At 67.0% G+C, this 15,412-nt stretch carries 11 protein-coding genes and 2 tRNA genes; 5 read left to right on the plus strand and 8 right to left on the minus strand.

What is annotated here, in order from left to right; all coding sequences use genetic code 11:
• Positions 1–16: 16 nt before the first annotated feature.
• The 5 genes from B2G71_RS21965 to B2G71_RS21985 all read right to left on the minus strand — a co-directional run bounded on the left by B2G71_RS21965 (position 17) and on the right by B2G71_RS21985 (position 6,129).
• On the minus strand, positions 17–412 hold the full coding sequence (locus B2G71_RS21965) for a hypothetical protein (RefSeq protein WP_098108802.1): 396 nt from the start codon (positions 410–412) through the stop codon (positions 17–19).
• 16 nt (positions 413–428) lie between these two features.
• Positions 429–3,044: a methionine synthase gene (metH, locus tag B2G71_RS21970; RefSeq protein ID WP_098108803.1), complete on the minus strand. Its 2,616-nt coding sequence runs from the start codon at positions 3,042–3,044 to the stop codon at positions 429–431.
• A 69-nt stretch (positions 3,045–3,113) separates the two neighbouring features.
• Positions 3,114–4,172: a homocysteine S-methyltransferase family protein gene (locus B2G71_RS21975; RefSeq protein ID WP_098108804.1), complete on the minus strand. Its 1,059-nt coding sequence runs from the start codon at positions 4,170–4,172 to the stop codon at positions 3,114–3,116.
• Positions 4,169–5,134: a methylenetetrahydrofolate reductase [NAD(P)H] gene (metF, locus tag B2G71_RS21980; RefSeq protein ID WP_098108805.1), complete on the minus strand. Its 966-nt coding sequence runs from the start codon at positions 5,132–5,134 to the stop codon at positions 4,169–4,171. Before metF ends, B2G71_RS21975 begins: the two co-directional genes overlap by 4 nt.
• Complete coding sequence (locus tag B2G71_RS21985) at positions 5,131–6,129, minus strand: metalloregulator ArsR/SmtB family transcription factor (protein WP_098108806.1); 999 nt, start codon at positions 6,127–6,129, stop codon at positions 5,131–5,133. Before B2G71_RS21985 ends, metF begins: the two co-directional genes overlap by 4 nt.
• Before the next feature lie 178 nt (positions 6,130–6,307).
• Here B2G71_RS21985 and B2G71_RS21990 point away from each other — a divergent pair, with 178 nt between their 5' ends.
• From B2G71_RS21990 to B2G71_RS22010, 5 genes are all read left to right on the plus strand, one after another.
• Positions 6,308–6,508 carry a hypothetical protein gene (locus tag B2G71_RS21990; protein ID WP_098108807.1) on the plus strand — a complete coding sequence of 67 codons (201 nt, stop codon included), beginning with the start codon at positions 6,308–6,310 and terminating at the stop codon, positions 6,506–6,508.
• A 256-nt stretch (positions 6,509–6,764) separates the two neighbouring features.
• Positions 6,765–8,420, plus strand: a complete 1,656-nt coding sequence (locus tag B2G71_RS21995) for an NAD+ synthase (RefSeq protein ID WP_098108808.1) — start codon at positions 6,765–6,767, stop codon at positions 8,418–8,420.
• Positions 8,421–8,474: 54 nt separating this feature from the next.
• Positions 8,475–9,815: a glutamate--tRNA ligase gene (gltX, locus tag B2G71_RS22000; RefSeq protein WP_098108809.1), complete on the plus strand. Its 1,341-nt coding sequence runs from the start codon at positions 8,475–8,477 to the stop codon at positions 9,813–9,815.
• A 379-nt stretch (positions 9,816–10,194) separates the two neighbouring features.
• On the plus strand, positions 10,195–12,414 hold the full coding sequence (locus B2G71_RS22005) for a TonB-dependent siderophore receptor (protein WP_098108810.1): 2,220 nt from the start codon (positions 10,195–10,197) through the stop codon (positions 12,412–12,414).
• Positions 12,415–12,421: 7 nt separating this feature from the next.
• Positions 12,422–13,798: a PepSY-associated TM helix domain-containing protein gene (locus B2G71_RS22010; protein WP_098108811.1), complete on the plus strand. Its 1,377-nt coding sequence runs from the start codon at positions 12,422–12,424 to the stop codon at positions 13,796–13,798.
• A gap of 347 nt (positions 13,799–14,145) precedes the next feature.
• Here B2G71_RS22010 and B2G71_RS22015 read toward each other — a convergent pair.
• The 3 genes from B2G71_RS22015 to B2G71_RS22025 all read right to left on the minus strand — a co-directional run bounded on the left by B2G71_RS22015 (position 14,146) and on the right by B2G71_RS22025 (position 15,399).
• Positions 14,146–14,222 (minus strand) — tRNA-Pro (locus tag B2G71_RS22015).
• A 23-nt stretch (positions 14,223–14,245) separates the two neighbouring features.
• Positions 14,246–14,321 (minus strand) — tRNA-Ile (locus B2G71_RS22020).
• 73 nt (positions 14,322–14,394) lie between these two features.
• Positions 14,395–15,399: a polysaccharide deacetylase family protein gene (locus B2G71_RS22025; RefSeq protein WP_098108812.1), complete on the minus strand. Its 1,005-nt coding sequence runs from the start codon at positions 15,397–15,399 to the stop codon at positions 14,395–14,397.
• Positions 15,400–15,412: the final 13 nt, after the last annotated feature.

Consider the following 15,412-nt stretch of genomic DNA (forward strand, 5'->3'; position numbering starts at 1 on the left):
AACCTTGTGATTTCGATTACTTGGACTTCGATAAAACCCACGCTTTCCTGCGGGCTTCAGCGTTCTTCACCGGCGACCAGATATTGGCGACGGGCTCGAGCGTTCCGAGCCGCAGCCCCCCTTCCTCCATCGCTTCCTCCACGATCCGCCGGTGCGGCTCGATGCCGTCCAGCGCGCCGGCAATGGCTTCGAGCGGGGACTGCTCGCCGCGATAGAAGGCGCCGGGGCGCGGCTGGGTGATCAGCATCGCCACGCGCCGCTCCGGATCGTAGGGCAGGACCGCCACCGCGCCGCCGCTTTCGAGCACTTCGCGCTCGACAACGGCGCCGTCAGGCAGCGCGACCGTCGCCTTGAGGAAACGGAAGAAGCCCTCGTAGACGATCTCGGTCCGCAGGATGTGCGTTTCGCTCACGATCCCGCGGCCCGGGTCAGTCGAGGTTCGGGCGCAGCCAGCGCTCGGCCACGGCCACGTCGATGCCGCGCCGCGCGGCGTAGTCCTCCAGCTGGTCGCGCCCGATCCGCGCGACGCCGAAATACTGGCTTTCCGGGTGCGCGAAGTAGAAGCCCGAGACCGCCGAGGTCGGCAGCATCGCCTGGCTCTCGGTCAGCGTGATCCCGGCGTTGTCCTGCGCGCGCAGGAGGTCGAACAGGATCGGCTTGAGCGAGTGGTCGGGACAGGCGGGATAGCCCGGCGCGGGGCGGATGCCGCGATACTGCTCGCGGATCAGCGCCTCGTTGGTGAGCTGTTCGCCCGGCGCATAGCCCCACAACTCGGTGCGCACGTGCTGGTGCAGGCGTTCGGCGAAGGCCTCGGCGAAGCGGTCGGCGATCGCCTTGAGGAGAATGTCCGAATAGTCGTCGTGCGCGGCCTTGAAGCGGGCGATGTGCTCGTCGATGCCGTGGATGCCCACCGCGAAGCCGCCGAGCCAGTCGCCGTCCGGATCGACGAAGTCCGACAGGCAGAAGTTGGCGCGGCCCCGGCTCTTCTTGAACTGCTGGCGCAGCATCGGCAGGCGGGTGCCGTCGGTGAGCAGGATGTCGTCGCCGTCCTGGTGGCATTCCCAGAACGAACAGACGCCGCGCGCCGAGAGCCACTTTTCGGAGATGATCGTGTCGAGCATCTTCTGCGCGTCTTCGAACAGGCTGCGCGCGCTTTCGCCCACGACCTCGTCCTCGAGGATCGCGGGGTAAGTGCCGGCCAGTTCCCAGGCGCGGAAGAACGGCGTCCAGTCGAAGGTCTTGCGCAGATCCTCGAGGTCCCAGTCCTCGAAGACGTGCAGGCCCGGCGAGGCCGGTGCGGGCGCCTTGTCGGCGAAGTCGGCCGTGAACGCGTTCGCGCGCGCCTCGGCGAGCGGCAGCAGGTCGGACTTGCCCTTGCCCGCGCGCGCCTCGCGTACCTTGTCGTAGTCGACCGCGACCGATTCGACGTATTTGTCGCGCTGCGTGTCGGACAGGAGCTGCGAGGCGACGCCGACCGCGCGGCTCGCGTCGAGCACGTGGATCACCGGGCCCTCGTAGGCCTCGTCGATGCGCAGCGCGGTGTGGACCTTCGAGGTGGTCGCGCCGCCGATCAGCAGCGGGATCGACATTTCGGCCCGCTGCATTTCCTCGGCCACGGTCACCATCTCGTCGAGCGAGGGGGTGATGAGGCCCGACAGGCCGATGATGTCGACGTCCTCGAGCTTGGCCTTTTCGATGATGTCGGACCAGGGCACCATCACGCCCATGTCGATCACTTCGTAGCCGTTGCACTGGAGCACGACGCCGACGATGTTCTTGCCGATGTCGTGCACGTCGCCCTTGACGGTGGCCATGATGATCCGGCCCTTGGCCTTCTGGCCAGGCTGCTTTTCCGCCTCGATGTAGGGGATGAGGTGGGCGACCGCCTTCTTCATCACGCGCGCGGACTTCACCACTTGCGGCAGGAACATCTTGCCCGAGCCGAACAGGTCGCCGACCACGTTCATGCCGTCCATCAGCGGCCCCTCGATCACCTCGATCGGGCGGCCGCCGCGTTCGGCGGTGGCGGCGCGCATTTCCTCGGTGTCGTCGACGACATGCGCGTCGATCCCCTTGACCAGCGCGTGCTCGATGCGCTTTTCGACCGCCCAGCCGCGCCATTCCTCGGCGGCCTTTTCCTCGGCGACCGACTTGCCCTTGTAGCTTTCGGCGAGCTCGATCAGCCGCTCGGTGGCGCTCTGGTCGCCCTCCTTGGGCGTGCGGTTGAGGATCACGTCCTCGCAGGCCTCGCGCAGCACCGGGTCGATCTGGTCGTAGACGTCTAGCTGGCCGGCGTTGACGATCGCCATGTCGAGCCCGGCGGGGATCGCGTAGTAGAGGAAGACCGAGTGCATCGCGCGGCGCACCGTCTCGTTGCCGCGGAAGCTGAACGAGAGGTTCGACAGCCCGCCCGAGAAGTGGACGTGCGGGCAGGCCTCGCGGATTTCCTTCACCGCCTCGATGAAGTCGACGCCGTAGTTGTTGTGTTCGTCGATGCCGGTGGCGACGGCGAAGACGTTGGGGTCGAAGATGATGTCCTCGGGCGGAAAGCCGATCCCGGTGAGCAGCTTGTACGCGCGTGTGCATATCTCGACCTTGCGGTCCTTGCTGTCGGCCTGGCCGGTCTCGTCGAAGGCCATGACGACCACGGCGGCACCGTAGGCCATGCACTTGCGCGCCTGTTCGAGGAACGGCTCCTCGCCTTCCTTCATGCTGATCGAATTGACGATCGGCTTGCCCGAGACGCACTTGAGCCCGGCCTCGATGACCTCCCACTTCGAGCTGTCGATCATCACCGGCACGCGCGAGATGTCGGGCTCGGCGGTGATCAGCTTGAGGAACGTGGTCATCGCCTCGACCGCGTCGAGCAGGCCCTCGTCCATGTTGACGTCGATCACCTGCGCGCCGTTCTCGACCTGCTGGCGCGCGACGTCGACGGCGGTGGCGTAGTCACCGGCTAGGACGAGCTTCTTGAACCGGGCCGAGCCGGTGACATTGGTGCGCTCGCCGATATTGACGAAGCGCGTGGATGATTGCGTGTTCATTTCGATCTCCCCCCTTCGGCGCGGAAGGGGTCGGGGTTCAGGGCAGGGCGAGAGCGCGGCCGACGCGGGTCAGGCCGCCATCACGAACGGTTCGAGGCCCGAAAGGCGGGTCTTGCATTCGACCTCGGGAATCTTGCGCGGCTTGCGGCCCGCGAGCATCTTCGCGATCGCGGCGATGTGGCCCGGCGTGGTACCGCAGCAGCCGCCGACGACATTGACCAGCCCCTCGTCGCTCCACACGCTGATCAGTTCCGCGGTCTTTTCCGGCAGCTCGTCGTACTGGCCGAGCTCGTTGGGCAGCCCCGCGTTGGGGAAGGCCATGACCAGCGTGTCGGTGTCCTTGGCGAGTTCGGCGAGATAGGGGCGCATCTTGTCCGCGCCGAAGGCGCAGTTCGCGCCCACGGTCAGCGGCTTCAGGTGCCGCAGCGTGTACCAGAAGGCCATGATCGTGTGGCCCGAGAGGTTGCGCCCGCTCATGTCGGTGATGGTGAAGCTGAGCATCACCGGCACCCTGCGCCCGCTTGCCGCCTCGGCTTCGCGCGCGGCCAGGCCCGCGGCCTTGGCGTTGAGCGTATCGAAGCAGGTCTCGATGAGGAGGAAGTCCACCCCGCCCTCGATCAGCGCGTCGCACTGCTCGCGGTAGTTGTCCTTGAGCGTGTCGAAGTCGATCTCGCGGAAGCCGGGATCGTTGACGTCGGGCGAGATCGAGAGCGTCTTGTTGGTCGGCCCGATCGAGCCCGCGACGAAGCGGCGCTTGCCGTCCTGCGCCTCGGCGGCATCGGCCGCTTCACGCGCGAGATGCGCGGCGGCGATGTTGAGGTCGCGCACCAGATGCTCGCAGCCATAGTCGGCCATCGCCAGCTTGGTGGAGCTGAAGGTGTTGGTCTCGATCATGTCGGCGCCGGCGTCGAGGTAGGCCTTGTGGACCTCGCGGATGACGTCGGGTCGCGTCAGGCACAGCAGGTCGTTGTTGCCCTTCTGGTCGAGGTCGAGATCGAGGTCGCCCTTGTAGTCCTCTTCGCCCAGGCCGTACTTCTGGATCGAGGTGCCGTAGGCGCCGTCGAAGACCAGGATCGATTCGGCCGCGCGGGCGCGGAAAGCGGTTTCGGCATCTTCACGTTGGCTCATATCGCAGTCTCCCGCGCGGCGGCCTGGAGGGCCGCGGCGTCCGTCTTGGGGCGCACGCCGAGCAGGTGGCAGATTGCATAGGCCAGCTCGGCGCGGTTGAGGGTGTAGAAGTGGAACTCGCGCACGCCGCCCGCGTAGAGCCGGCGGCACAGCTCGGCCGCGATCGTCGCGGAGACGAGCTGGCGCGCTTCGGGATGGTCGTCGAGCCCTTCGAACAGCGTCGCCATCCACGAGGGAACGTCGGTGCCGCACATCGCCGACATGCGGCTGACTGCGCCGAAGCTCATCACCGGCATGATCCCGGGCACGATCTCGGCGTCGATCCCCGCCCTGGCGGCGTCGTCGCGGAAGCGGAAGAAGGTGTCCGGCTCGAAGAAGAATTGCGTGATCGCGCGGTTCGCTCCGGCATCCATCTTGCGCTTGAGATTGTCGATGTCGGTCTGCGGATCGGCGCTGTCCGGGTGACACTCCGGATAGGCGGCGACCGAGATCTCGAAGGGGTGCAGCTTGCGCAGGCCCTCGACCAGCGCCGCGGCGTTCTCGTATCCGCCGGGGTGGGTCGAATAGGGCTTGCCCTTCTCCGGCGGATCGCCGCGCAGCGCGACGATGTGGCGCACGCCCGCCTGCCAGTAGGCATCGGCGACCGCGTCGACCTCTTCCTTGGTGGCCTCCACGCACGTCAGGTGCGCGGCGGCGGCCATGTTCGTTTCGCGGGCGATGCGCGCGACCGTGTCGTGGGTGCGCTCGCGGGTCGAGCCGCCGGCGCCGTAGGTCACCGAGACGAAGCGCGGGTCGAGCGGCGCCAGCGTCTCGATCGCCGACCAGAGCTGCGCATGCATCTTGTCCGTCTTCGGCGGGAAGAACTCGAAGGAGACGGCGATGTCGCCGGGAACGGCGGCGAACAGCGGCGAGGCATGCGCCATCTGTTCCTCGCGCGCGGGATTGAGGATCGGAGGGGTCATTGGCTCAGGGTTTCCTGCTTGCGTGAGTTGGCGGCGGACGATCCCGCCGGTCGCTTGTGTGCGGTCCAGATCTTGATGGTGAGCGGATTGCCCGCCAGCGCCAGCGGCGGTTCGGCATCGAACCCGCACTCGCTGAGAAGGCCGAGCATCTGCTCGTCGGAAAAGCCGAGGCGGGCGTGAGCGTGGCGTTCGCGCAGTTCCTCGCGGTCATGCGCGGCGAAGTCGACCACCGCGATTCGCGCGTCCGGCCGCGCGACGCGCGCCGCCTCGGCGAGCACCGTGCCCGGGTCCTGCGCATAGTGCAGCACCTGGTGGAACAGCACCGAATCGAACGAGCCGTCGGCAAACGGCAGCGCGCCGAAGTCGCCCTGCACCAGGTCGATCTTGTCGGCGGGCAGGGCCTGGAGGCGCGCGCGGGCGATGCGCAGCATGTCCGGGCTCTTGTCGAGCCCGGTCACGCGATCGGCATGGGGGGCGAGCAGTTCGGCCATGCGGCCGGTGCCGGTGCCGACGTCGAGCAGCGCGCCGAGCGGCGCCTTGGTGAGCATCGCCTCCAGCGCGGCCTCGACCGGCGCGTCGGGCATATGAAGCGAGCGCAGCTTGTCCCATTCCTGGGCATGGCGCGCGAAGTAGGCGATCGCGCTCGCCTCGCGCGCGGCGCGGATCGCGGCGAGGTGGCGCCGGTCTTCGCCGCACTGCTCGGCGAAGAGTGCGTCGTCCTGCTCGGCCACCGTCAGCAGGCGCGCGGCCGCGCGCGCGAGCGGCGGTCCGCTGGATTCGCTGGTGGCGTTGCGCAGAAAGACCCAGCTTCCCTCCTTGCGCCGCTCCGCAAGGCCGGCGTCGCACAGAATCCGCACGTGGCGCGAGACGCGCGGCTGGCTTTGCCCGAGCACCTGGGCCAGTTCGCCGACGGCCAGTTCCATGTGCGCGAGCAGGCGCAGGATGCGCAGCCGCGTGGGGTCAGAGAGGGCCCGCAAGAGGGGGTCGATCCGCATGGGCGAGCATATAAAGAAATCTTTATATCATCGCAAGTCCAAGCAAAACTGCCGTGTTTCGCGCGTTCCGGACCCCTCGCATTCCCATTTGCGTTGGATGTTGCACTCGTCTACACACGCAAGTGCAGGCTTGCCTGCAAGCGTTGGCGCCTGCGCCAAACATTGCAAGGGGATTCGCATGAAGAAGATTGCTTACGCCGCTTTCGCGTCGGCCGCTGCTCTGGCTCTCGCTGCCTGCGGTAGCTCGGACACCGCCACGGAAGAGGCTGCCACCGACAGCGTCGAAACGATGGCCGAAGAGACCATGGCCGCCGATCCGATGGCGACCGAAGCCATGGACCCGATGGCGACCGAAGCCGCTTCTGAAGCTGCTATGTAATCTTGTTCGGGGGCGGGCGCCCGTCGCGAGACGGGCACCCGCCCCCAACATTCGCGCACCCGGCGCCTTTGACGGACCGGCACGAGCCGGGATGCCGCAAAAGCAGTCGGGACACAGGGCACCCTCCGCGAGTTTTCCGGAGGGTTTTGTTTTGTCCGGCTCCGGCGCCGCGCGCCGCCGGCGAACGTTCGCTCCGATCGCCGCGGACCTCTGAATTTCATTTGCAAGTCCCGATGCCAGTGGGCATCAACCGGTCATGCCCGACACGCTGAAGATTACGCTGGCCCAGCACAACCAGTCGGTCGGGGACATCAGGCACAACGCCGATACGGTGCTCGCGGCCCGCAAGCGCGCCAAGGGCTCGGACCTCCTGGTCTTTCCCGAACTCCATCTCATCGGCTATCCGCCCGAGGACCTGATCCTCAAGCCCTCGCTGATCGAGCGTGCCGCGGCCGAGCTCGAGGTGCTGGCGCAGGCGAGCGCGAGCGACGGTCCGGCGATGCTGGTCGGCTCCGCCTTCGTGCTCGACGGCGCACTGCACAACGGCGTCGCGCTGCTCGACGGCGGCAAGGTCGCGGCGGTTCGCCTCAAGCACGAACTGCCCAACTACGGCACCTTCGACGAGGTGCGGCTGTTTCAGCCCGGCCCGCTGCCCGAGCCGGTGATCGTACGCGGGACGATGATCGGCGTGCCGATCTGCGAGGACATCTGGCGGCCCGAAGTCTGCCGCCACCTCGCCGATTTCGGGGCCGAGATGTTCATCTGCATCAACGGCAGCCCGTACGAGATCAACAAGGACGCGCTGCGCGTCGAGGGCGTCGCCAAGCGCCGCGCGGTCGATACCGGCCTGCCGCTCGCCTATCTCAACCGCGTCGGCGGGCAGGACGAACTGGTGTTCGACGGCGCGAGCTTCGTCATCAACGGCGATGGCGGGCTCGCGGTGCAGTTGCGCGACTGGGAAGCGGAAGAAGCGACCACCCGCTGGACCAAGACCGCCAAGGGCTGGCGCTGCGACCGGGGCGAGATCCCCGAACTCGCGACCCATCCGGAGGACATCTATTGCGCGATGGTGCTCGCCCTGCGCGATTATGTCGAGCGCAACGGCTTTCCGGGCGTCGTGCTCGGCTTGTCGGGCGGGATCGATTCGGCGGTCTGCGCGGCGATCGCGGCCGACGCGCTCGGCCCGCAGCGCGTCTGGTCGGTGATGCTGCCCTCGCGCTATACCGCGCGCGAAAGCCTCGACGATGCGCGGGCCTGCGCCGAGGCGCTCGGCTGCCGCCACTCGACGATCCCGATCGCGCCCGCGGTCGGCGCCTTCGACGAAATGCTCGCCGAGAGCTTCGAGGGCCGCGCGCCCGATCTCGCCGAAGAGAACCTGCAGTCGCGCATTCGCGGCGTCACTTTGATGGCGCTGTCGAACAAGTTCGGGCCGATGCTGCTGACCACCGGCAACAAGAGCGAGATGAGCGTCGGCTACGCCACGATCTACGGAGACATGGCGGGCGGCTACAATCCGCTCAAGGATGCCTACAAGTCGACGGTCTTTGCCATCGCCCGATGGCGCAATCGCCACCGCCCGCGTATCGGCCTCGGTCCCGAGGGCCCGGTCATCCCGGAGCGGATCATCACCCGCGCGCCGAGCGCCGAGTTGCGCGAGGACCAGCGCGACGATGATTCGCTGCCGCCCTACGAGGTGCTCGATCCGATCCTGCTCGGCCTGGTGGAGAACGACAAGAGCGTCGACCAGCTCGTTGCCGAAGGCTTCGATCGCGAGACCGTCCAGCACGTCGAACGGCTGCTCCACCTCGCCGAATACAAGCGCCGCCAGGCCCCCCCGGGCGTCAAGCTCACCGCGCGCAACTTCGGCCGCGACCGGCGCTATCCGATCACCCACGCCTTCCGCAGCGGATAGCGCGCGGGCGCCGATCGCTTGGCTTTGCGGCGGGCCCGGTCTAAGCGCGCGCGCATGACCGTCGTCACCCGCTTCGCGCCGTCGCCCACCGGGCACCTGCATGTCGGCAACATCCGCGCCGCGCTGCACAACTGGCTGCTCGCCAGGCAGGCGGGCGGGCGCTTCGTGCTACGGATCGACGACACCGACACCGCTCGCAGCCGCGAGGACTACGTGGAGGCGATCCGCGCCGACCTCGCGTGGCTCGGGCTCGATCCCGATGGCGAGGAACGCCAGTCGGCCCGCTTCGCGATCTACGAGGCCGAGTTCGAAAAGCTCAAGGCGGCGGGGCGCCTCTACCCGTGCTGGGAGAGCCCGCAGGAACTTGAACTGAAGCGCAAGGTCCTGCTCGGGCGCGGACTGCCGCCGATCTACGACCGCGCCGCGCTGGCGCTCTCCGACGAGGAGAAGGCCGCGAAGCTGGCGGCGGGCGAGGCGCCGCACTGGCGCTTCCTGCTCGACCGCGACGAGTCGATCGAATGGGACGACGGGATTCGCGGGCCGCAGCATTTCGATCCGGCGCAGATGTCCGATCCGGTGGTCCGCCGCGCCGACGGTTCGTGGCTCTACATGCTGCCGAGCGTGATCGACGATATCGCCATGGGCGTGACCGACGTGCTGCGCGGCGAGGACCATGTTTCGAACACCGCCGCGCAGGCGCAGATGTTCGCGGCGCTCGGCGCGCCGCCGCCGCGCTTCGCGCACGAGGCGCTGCTGGTCGGCACCGAAGGTAAGCTGTCGAAGCGGCTGGGTTCGCTCGGCGTCGCGCATTTCCGCGAGGCGGGGATCGAGCCGCAGGCGCTCGTGGCGCTGCTGGGTCGGCTGGGGACTTCGGACCCGGTCGATCCCGCGCTCGGGCTCGAAGACCTCGCGGCGCGCTTTGACTTGTCGCGTTTCGGCCGCGCGCCCGCCCGCTTCGACGAGGCCGAACTGGAGCGGGTCAATGCCGCCGTGGTGCACGGTCTCGCATACGAACAGGTCGCCCCGCGCCTGCCCGAAGGCATGGACGCCGCCGCATGGGAGGCGATCCGGCCGAACCTTGCCAGCCTGCGCGACGTGGCGGACTGGTGGCAGGTCGTCTCGGGCGAGGTCGCCGCGCCCGATTTCGACGCGGAAACACGCGCCTATCTCGCCGAGGCGCTGGCCACGCTCGAGCGGATCGCGTGGGACGAGGACCCCTGGCACGCGCTTACCGGCACGCTCAAGGCGGCGACGGGGCGCAAGGGCAAGGCGCTCTTCCTGCCCCTGCGCCAGGCGCTCACGGGCATGGATCATGGTCCCGACATGAAGGCGCTGCTGCCACTGATCGGCCGCGCCAGGGCGCTCGCGCGGCTCGGCACGGCGGTCCAGGGGTAGAACCCGCCGCATTGATCGGGTCTTGGGCGGGGGCCGATTCCGGCTCGGCGTCGAGGGGGCGCTGATCGCGGCGTTTCTGCGGCGCCGATGCGCCGGATCGAGCCGTTGTCCCCGCCTTCGCGTGGCGTTCCACGGGTCGATAGCGGGCGGATGATCTCCGCCGTCGCCTGTGTCGTCAAGCACCGGCTGATGTGGCGCGCTGCCCCGAGCCCTGAGCATCCTCACGAGACGATCCGCGACCGGCCCGCGCGCAGGGGCAGGCTCGTGCGCATCAAGCGAATCTTCGAACCACCCGCCCGACTGCCTCTCCGAAAAAGCGAAGTCTTGATATTGCGAATTATATGCATTAGCGACGCGCGTCGATCTTGAGGGGGAATCCATGAAATTCGTTTATTTGGCGCCGCTCGTCGCGGCCGTTGGCGTGCCCGTGTTGGCACAGGAACGGGGGCAGGCGGGCCAGCCGGGCGGGCGGGATGACTCCATCATCGTCAGAGGGACGCCGCAGGACCGCTATGACGTCGACAATGTCGATCAGCTTACCGGCATATCGCTCCATTTCCTTGAGCTGCCGCGTGTCGTCGAGACCATTCCCGAGCAGGTTCTGCTCGACCAGAAGGTGACCGAGCTGGACGAAGCCTTGCGCAACGTTCCGGGCGTCAGCCTGGGTGACGGTTTCGGCGGAAGCAACAACGACTTCTATATTCGCGGGTTCCGTCGCAACACGGTCTATCGCGATGGACTTCGCACCGCTTCGAACTTCCGCGTCAACACCACAAATCTCCAGGCCGTCCGCGTGATCAAGGGGCCCGCGTCGATCACCTACGGACAAGTCGAACCGGGCGGACTCGTTGATATCATTACCAAGAAGCCGCTCGACGAGCAGCGCATCTACGCCGAGGCGCGGTTGGGTTCCTATGACAGCAGCCTGCTGCTGCTCGATTGGTCGCAGCCGCTTGGCGACAAGGCCGCGATCCGCATCAACGCCGCGACCGAGGATTCCGATTCCTTCCGCGACCTGTTCGACATCAGCCGGGACACGGTTTCGCTGACCGGCAGGTACGATTTCACCAACCGGACGCGGCTGAACCTGTCCTATGAATATCGCGACGAGTTCCGCACCTTCGACCGCGGCACGATTACCGTGCCGACCCCGGGCGGACGCGAGATCGTGAACCGCCTTCTCGACATTCCGATCTCCCGCCGCTTCGGCGAGGCCTACGAGCAATTCGACACCCAGGTGCAGTTCGCGACCGCCGACCTGACCCATGAATTCAACGACCGGTGGAGCATCCGCGTGGCGGGCGCATGGGAGCATTCGCGATCCGACGACCTCCAGTCACGCCCCGGATTCGTGCAGATATTCGATGAGAATGCCCCCATCCAGGACGGCTTCTTCACCGGACCGGCGACGCCGAAAGACGTCTTCGACGCCCCGACCGACCAGGTCTTCCTGATCCGCCGGACCGACGGAAGCCAGGATCACAAGCAAACATCCTGGTACATCAACGCGCAGATCAACGGCGAATTTCTGACCGGCGGGATCCGGCATCGCGTCGCACTGGGCGGCAACTGGCGCTCGTTTCGCTCAAGCCGCTTTTTCGGCGCCTCGGCGATCACCAACGGCGTCCCTGTCGCCGATGGCGGCGGCGGACCGCTGTTCGATATCCAGAACCCCGTTTACGGCACGCTTCCGGACGAAGTGTCCATCGCGGGGCTTTCCCCGATCATCGACAAGACCGTCGACTACGGCGCCTTCCTCAACGACTATATCGACATCACCAGCCGCCTCTCGCTGCTGCTGGGCGGCCGGGTCGATTTCTCCGACGTCGACCGCGGCGGCCCCGCCAAGACGGTGAGCGAATTCTCCCCGCAGCTCGCGCTGACTTACGATGTCGCCGCCAACGTGTCGGCCTTCGTCAGCTATGCCGAGGCGTTCCAGCCCAACACCGCGTTCATTCTCGATCCGAGCGGCGCGCCGTCCACCAGCGAACTGTTCGATCCGGAGGATTCCCGACAGTACGAAGCAGGCCTCAAGGCGCGGCTGCTCAGCGGCAATCTCAATGTCCAGGGCTCGATCTACAAGATCGAAAAGACCAATGTCCTGTCGGTCGTCGACGGCGTGCCGCAGCTTACCGATGGCCAGGAGTCGAAGGGCTTCGAGATCAGCGCCAACGGCCAGCCGCTGCCCGGCCTCAACATCTGGGCCGGCTATGCCTATACCGACGCGGAGATCCTCACCGGCGCCGATAGCGGCAACCGTCCGACCAATGTCGCGAAGCATACGTTCAACCTGTGGATGAGCTATGAGCAGAAGGCGGGCACGCTGCGCGGCCTGGGCGCGGGGGCAGGCGCCTTCTACATGGCGGACCGCTACGGCGACGATGCCAATAGCTGGACGCTGGGCGACTACATGCTGGTCGACGGCTCGGTCTGGTACAATCTGCCGTTGGGCCTGTTCGAGCGAAGCAACAACGTGCGCCTGCAGCTCTCGGTGAAGAACATTCTCGACGAGGAGTATTATCCGGCGAGCGGCGGCGATCTTCGCGTCAGCATCGGCGCGCCGCGCACGGTCTTCGGATCCGTCGCGGTGACCTTCTGAGCGGCTCGTGGCGACGTCGGTCAGCCCCGCCGCGCGCAAGGCCCCGGCCCGTAAGGCGTCGGGGCGCCGCCGCTGGTTCGAATGGCATAGCTGGGTGGGCGTCGTCGCCGGGCTGCTGCTTTTCATCATCTGCTGGAGCGGGACTTTCGCCACGCTCTCGCGCGAACTCGACTGGCTGACGACGCCCGCGATGCGCGTAAGCGCGAGCGAGACGGCATCGCCGACCGTGGTCGATATCCATGACGCGGTGGCAAAGGCCATGCCGGAGGCTACGATCGCTTATGTCTGGCTATCGGATCAGCCGGGCTTCGCGCCGCTCGCCTATGCCAAAATGCCTGACCACACCTTGCGGCAGGTCTATGTCGATCCGGTTTCGCTGCGCGTGACCGGCAGTACCTCGGCGGTCAACGTCCAGCGGTTCTTCCGCGACTTGCACATGGATTTCTTCGGCCTGCTCGGCTGGGGCAAGTTCGCGGTGTGCATCTTCGCGATCCCGCTGCTGATCTCGGCGGTGACGCCGCTGGTCTTCTACAAGCGATGGTGGCGGCGGTTCTTCGACCTGCGCACCGACAAGGGCGCCAAGGCGCTCTGGAGCAGCCTGCACAAACTGGCGGGATTGTGGAGCCTGTGGTTCGTCGCCGCCATCGGCATCACCGGCGCCTGGTATCTCTTCGAGGAAACGCGGATCGAGGCGCTCGACGGGAAGTTCGCCTGGGTCGATTCCTATCCGCTCGCGGTGCATCCGCTGCCGCCGCTGCATCGTGCGGAGAGCGAAATGCTGCCTTTCGGCGAGCTCGTCGCTGCCGCGCGGCGCTATGCCCCCGAACTCGAGATCACCGGCGCGAGCACCGACCGCAACGGCTATTTCTATGTCGAGGGGAAAACGGACGCGCTGCTGGTGCGCGACCGGGCGAACAAGATGTACCTCGATCCGGCGAACGCCAGGCTGGTCTATTATCAGACGGCCGACGACCTTAGCGCCTATTGGCGCTGGTCCGACATGGCCGACCCCGTTCATTTCGGCACCTGGGGCGGCATGACGACGAAGATCGTCTGGTTCCTGTTCGGCCTCGCGCTTTCCGGCCTGTCGCTGACCGGTGGCTGGCTCCATGTGCAGCGAATGCAGCGCCAGGGGGCCGGCAGCCGATGGAGCGGCGCGGCGCTGGCGGCCGCCACGGGCATCGCGATCACGCTGTTCTGTCTCGTGGTCGCCGTGCTGCGCGCCTTTCAGGCAAGTCCGGCCGGTACGGGCTATTGGCCGGACGTGACGCCGGGTACCGCCGTGATCGCGCTGCTCTGGTTCGCCTCGACGCTCGCTGTCGGGATCACTTGGCTGGTTTGCTTGCGCCCCCGCCGATCGCCATCCGCGCGGGCAGTGCGCTGAAGGCGACGGCTTCAACCCGAGCTGCGGCGGAACCGGCGCGGTTCGTTCCCTCCGATCGATCGGCCCGCCACCATCGGAGTGCTTGCAGGGCTTCGGGCCAGGCTTGAGGGCTTTGAGCGCGATATCTGTCAGCATTTCCGGCACTCCGGCGCATGCTGCACCTTGGTACCGTTCTTGGCACATCTCTTGGCTCAGCGTGATCGATGCCGAGAAACTGGGTGGAAATTGCATGGGCTGCAAGTCCAGCCCATGGGTTCAGTGAAACTCTAAACCACTGAATTAGTTAAGTTGATGTGAGGCGATGGGGACGCTTTGAGCGCCGCTGGAACGCCCTCGGAAAACGGTAATGGTCGGGGAGACAGGATTCGAACCTGCGACCCTCTGCTCCCAAAGCAGATGCGCTACCAGGCTGCGCTACTCCCCGACCCGTCGGCGGCCTCACGGCGGTGGTGGGCCCGGCAGGATTCGAACCCGCGACCTAGCCGTTATGAGCGGCCAGCTCTAACCGCTGAGCTACAGGCCCCAATCCGCGAGACACGCCACGCCCGGCACAGCCATGCGGCACCGGGCACCGCGCGTTACCGTGTCGGGCGGCGCTAGGCAAGCACGACCGAGCCGACGATGTCGCCCACGCAGGCGGGGCGCACGCCGCGGCCTTCGAGATGCGCGAAAACCGCGCGCCACCAGTCGTAGAAGCGGTCGAGATCCCCGTCGGTGCGCACATAGGGCGTATGCCCGGGCGCCAGCGACGGGCTGTGAAACGAGTAGACGAGCACCGGCAACCGTTCGTCGAGCGCGATATCGGTGCCGCGGATGGCTTCGTCGGCGGTGATTCCTTCGGGCGTGAGCGGAATGCGCTCGAGCAGCCCCGTTCGTGCGAGCACTCCCCGCAGCGAGGGCGCGCGCCACAAGTGCGGGTAGATCGTTTCGCCCAGTTCCCGCAGCGGCCCCCAGTAGACGGTGGTCAGCGGCAGTTCGAGCAGCGAGCGGCCATCGCCGATCCAGTAGGGATGCAGGGGATGCTTGCGGTAGTTGGGCCCGCCGCCGTTGCTGTAATCGAAGCGCGCCCGCACCGAACTGTCGATCGCCACGCCCGCCTCACCCAGCAGCGCGGCGGTGCGCGGGCCGAGGCCATAGCGCCCGGCGCGATAGATCTTCGGCGCGACGCCGAGGTTGGCCACGATCGCGTCGCGCAGCCGCATCAGCTTGGCGCGCTCCAGGTCGACCGGGAGGTTCCCGGCGTAGCTGTTGAATTCGTTGACCTCTTCCTCGAACGGCGGATTGACCCAGGGATGCAACTGGATGCCGATCTCGGCGCGGCCGTCGCGCGCGGCGGTGCCGAGGATATCGGCGGCGATGCTGGAGGTGGCGATCGGATAGTCGATCATGTAGACCGGGACGACGCCGAAGCCCTCGCAGAACTGCTGGAACTTCGCGAGCGCCGGGACCGAGGCGAGGCCGAAGGCCTCTCGCTGGATCGGCTTGTCCCAGTCGAACTCCTCTTCGACGTCGACGGTGACGACGAACCGCTGGCCGAAATCCTCACAAAACCGCGCGAAGTCGGAGTCCCCGGGCCGATCAAGAAGATTGCTGCCCGACACGCTTCGCTCACTC

The organism is Novosphingobium sp. PC22D (assembly GCF_002556635.1).
In the GTDB taxonomy this organism is placed as follows: Bacteria; Pseudomonadota; Alphaproteobacteria; order Sphingomonadales; family Sphingomonadaceae; genus Novosphingobium.

What these genes read in the sequence shown, in the direction of transcription:
- metH (WP_098108803.1), bottom strand. Translation starts at nt 3,044, where the DNA reads ATGAACACGCAATCATCCACGCGCTTCGTCAATATCGGCGAGCGCACC.
- gltX (WP_098108809.1), top strand. Translation starts at nt 8,475, where the DNA reads ATGACCGTCGTCACCCGCTTCGCGCCGTCGCCCACCGGGCACCTGCAT.
- metF (WP_098108805.1), bottom strand. Translation starts at nt 5,134, where the DNA reads ATGACCCCTCCGATCCTCAATCCCGCGCGCGAGGAACAGATGGCGCAT.
- B2G71_RS21990 (WP_098108807.1), top strand. Translation starts at nt 6,308, where the DNA reads ATGAAGAAGATTGCTTACGCCGCTTTCGCGTCGGCCGCTGCTCTGGCT.
- B2G71_RS21985 (WP_098108806.1), bottom strand. Translation starts at nt 6,129, where the DNA reads ATGCGGATCGACCCCCTCTTGCGGGCCCTCTCTGACCCCACGCGGCTG.
- B2G71_RS21975 (WP_098108804.1), bottom strand. Translation starts at nt 4,172, where the DNA reads ATGAGCCAACGTGAAGATGCCGAAACCGCTTTCCGCGCCCGCGCGGCC.
- B2G71_RS22005 (WP_098108810.1), top strand. Translation starts at nt 10,195, where the DNA reads ATGAAATTCGTTTATTTGGCGCCGCTCGTCGCGGCCGTTGGCGTGCCC.
- B2G71_RS21995 (WP_098108808.1), top strand. Translation starts at nt 6,765, where the DNA reads ATGCCCGACACGCTGAAGATTACGCTGGCCCAGCACAACCAGTCGGTC.